General features: G+C 60.1%; 1 protein-coding gene and 1 pseudogene. Both read left to right on the top strand.

Annotated features, from left to right (window positions below; genetic code table 11):
* Positions 1-964, top strand: a pseudogene (locus ACFFAR_RS28190) (hypothetical protein); the annotation flags it as partial.
* Positions 965-1,068: 104 nt separating this feature from the next.
* Positions 1,069-1,998, top strand: a complete 930-nt coding sequence (locus ACFFAR_RS28185) for an ATP-binding protein (protein WP_375508905.1) — start codon at positions 1,069-1,071, stop codon at positions 1,996-1,998.
* Positions 1,999-3,525 lie beyond the last annotated feature (1,527 nt).

Raw genomic sequence — 3,525 nt, 5'->3', positions numbered from 1 at the left:
CGCGAACGTCTGCGCACGCGTCGATAGCGTATTGCGCGATTTGGTCGGGGCGACAATCATCAAACCGCAGGACCCCGCTAGTTACAGTTGTCGGCGCAGCAAGGACGATCGTCCCTTCGTAGAATCGTTCTTCGGACACTTGGCTGCCGGAGGCTTTCACAGGCTGTCGACGACCACCGGCAGCTCACCGACGGCCAAACGCGGTGCCGATCCTGATGCGGCCGCGCTCGCCACTCAATTCCAGCTCGAATATGCGCACGAACTCCTCGATACGCTGATCGCCAATTACAACTCGACGCCGCACTCAGGGCTAGGCTACCGTAGTCCGCTAGAACAGCTTGAGCGATGGATGGCTGAGAACCCATCAGCCATCCGCACGGTTGATCCGGAGGCAGTTCGCCGTATGGTCGGCGTACGCAAGCTTTGCACACTGCTTGGCGGCGTCAACAACGGACGTCGGCCGCATTTCAATTTCGCCAACGCACGCTACTCAGCCGAGTGGTTGTGCTTGCGCACCGATCTCTTAGGGAAGAATTTCTGGTTACATCTGGACGACGAAGACGACGCCCGCTATGCCGCCGTCTCCACGCAACACGGAATTTTTATTGGCGTGGTGCGCGCCGCGCCTCCATGGCATCGGACACCACATTCGCTCTATGTGCGCCAAGCAATCCGCGCGCTCGAGAAGCGTCGTCTTCTGCACCTGGCGAATCACGGCGACGCGGTTGAAGCGTTGCTACGTTACGCAGAGGATTCTCCTGAGCGCAAACTCCCTGTCCATCCGGCCTATCTTGAAGCGCGCCGGATTTTGGAGCAACATGCGCAACGGCTCGCCGGTCAATCTATGGTGAGTATCGTCAAACACGCTGAGCCGCCCGCGGCGAACGCTAAATCGACGGCCGCTGCCGCGACACCTAGCAGCCCCACGTCGTCGCCGCCAATGCGCCGGGCGCAGCAATGGTGACGTCGCCCAGACGCGCTACGGAGCCCCTCGTAGCCGCTCACGTGCCCCGTGACCACCCCGTGGTTACGAGAGATTATTCGCTGTTCACAATCGCAATCAATGACATGGTCGATCGCATCGCAGGTTGGCTAGACGATCAGATCGACGGCGCAACCATCTTCGGGCCGTCGAGGTTCGGCAAATCGAGCGCTGTTGATCACTGGCTCCAGCGTCTGCTATCAGAACGCCACGGCGGATACGTGCCATTGGTTATCTGGAGTCACACTGATTCGGGCAGCAGTCAGGCCGTTGGCCGCTTCTACGCGCACTTGCTCGAGGCGAGCGGTCACCGGCTCGCCTCGGCACGACGCAATCCGCTCGAACGACAAATCATGCTCGTCGAACGCTGGATTGAACTTGCGGCGCAAGGCGGGGGCCGTTTTCTTGTTCTGGTCATCGACGAAGCGCAGGGCATGAGTCAGCGCGAGTGGCTGTGGCTCGTCGAGCTTCACAGTCTTCTTGAGAAGCAGCGCGTGCGCTTATGTGTATTTTCGATCGCTTCGTTGCAATTCTTCGATGAACCACTTGGCATGGCGCTCGCAGGCGGCGCTCACGTGGCCGCCCGCTTCATGCTCGCATCGGAATCCTTTCACGGTGTGCGAAGTACTGACGAGCTTGCCTATGTCATGCGTGGCTATGACGACGGTAGTGAATGGCCTGCGGGCTCAGGCCGCTCATTCACGGCAGGCTTGGCGCCGCGCCCTTGGGCCGGAGGATTTCGGATGGAGCATCAGGCCGACAGGCTCATGCACGCGATGAACGAAACACTTCCCTCGCATTATGCCGGTCCGATGGATTTTCCGATGAAGACGGTAGCGCAAGCGTGTCGCCATGTTCTTCTTCACGTCGCCAGTGGAGGAGATGTCGAGATAGGGACCTCCCCCGAAGCGTGGCGCTTGGCCGTTGAGAACTGTGGGCACCGCACACTGATGGCCCTCGTGTCAGCGACTGCCGCTCTTCGCGGCGCAAGTCGCCGGGAGGTGAGTCATGCCTGAAGGCCGTCTTACCTGGCATCGTGGCAGTATTCTGCCGTACGCATCGTTGTGGCACACGGTTCTGCGAGCATGCGCGCTTAACGCGCTTCACCCTGCTGACCTGCCAACCACCAGCGCGCGTCCAACTCGATCAGTGGATTTACTCGATATCCAGACCAGTAAGATCGACGTTGCGGCGCTCGCTCGCGCATTGGGCGAGCCGCCAAGTGCCTTTGACTGGTCGACACTTGATGCACTGCCGGCTGCGCTGCGGATAGCGCTCGCCGTACCGCAACCACGTGTGTGCCTTGCCTGTATGGCGTCAGGCTACCATTCAGCGCTGTTTTCCGTCGCTCTGCTCGACGCATGCCCGATTCATCACATCCCGCTTGTCGATCGCTGCCGCTGCGGTGCACCGTTTAACGCCACAATGCGCTCGCTTGCCGACTTCGGAACGGCAGGAAGCTGTCAGTGTGGGCGGCTACACTTTTTTACGCACGAAACCTGTCGTCAACCATCGATGACAGCTGATATGACGCAGGCGCTCATCCCTATCGTGGCGTGGCTACACGCGTTATCGCGACTCGTCCGACCGTCGCGATTGGACGAAGCCCTGTCCCAACACCTCACTGGCAGTCTCGAGTGGCTGGTTACCGCCGCGCAATCGCTTGGAGTCGCCTATCCCGCGTGTCTTAGACATACGTTGTCTACGGCCGCTAATACTGAGACCGTTGTGTATGGCGGTCCGTCTAAGGCGGTACCGCGCCGGGGTCGTCCACCGCCAGTTGACGTTGAACCGAACAGCAGATCGTCACTTCGGCAAACGGAGCCTGCCTTTGACGTGTACCGCGCGCTCGCGCGTCATATACGACGGCACGTCGCACCCGACGGCGATTTATGGATATCCCGCTTCATGCGCTCGTGCGACCCAATTGAGATCGGCGAACTCATTTGCAATAGTGGCGACGCACAGAAAGCATTTGTTGCCATGCTTTGGGCTCGCTCGGTTGAACCGGGCGTTGAACGACATCGCTGGCCTCACCGACTTCCCTCAACCGGATTGAGCAACTCGCTTGCTGAGATCGTGGCGGCCGATTGCCGGCTCTGCGGAGTGGAATATGCAGACACCGAGACGCGGCACTGGCTGACATGCCATGCAGCCCGCGTGAGCCTCGGCGCGCTATGGAATCACGCTCAAGGACGCGCTACGTGCGCAGTCTGTCTGAGGCTTGCTGCATGGGATAAAACGTCACAGGGGACCTCATGGCGTGACAGCGCGTGGCTCGCGCTTGCCACCCCTTTCAGCATGCAATTCGCGGCGCCAACCTTCGCAAGCTGGCCAATAAAACCGCGCGCTAGCAAAACATTGCGGAAGGCAGCGAACGTCGCACGAGAACAGGCGCGTCACGACGCGATGTGGGCAGCCAGTAAGGGCGCATGCCTGACATGGTCGGAAGGTGACAGCTGGCACGTGATCAATGCAATCACGCCAGTCGATTTTGATGTACGCCATCGACGATTGTTGGGGTGGAATGATGGGCACCCGTG

Origin of the sequence: uncultured Caballeronia sp., from assembly GCF_964243625.1 — a bacterium.
GTDB lineage: Bacteria > Pseudomonadota > Gammaproteobacteria > Burkholderiales > Burkholderiaceae > Caballeronia.
The sequence above is the reverse complement of the archived record's forward strand: the minus strand, read 5'-3'. Positions and strand labels throughout refer to the sequence as shown.

What these genes read in the sequence shown, in the direction of transcription:
- ACFFAR_RS28185 (WP_375508905.1), top strand. Translation starts at nt 1,069, where the DNA reads ATGGTCGATCGCATCGCAGGTTGGCTAGACGATCAGATCGACGGCGCA.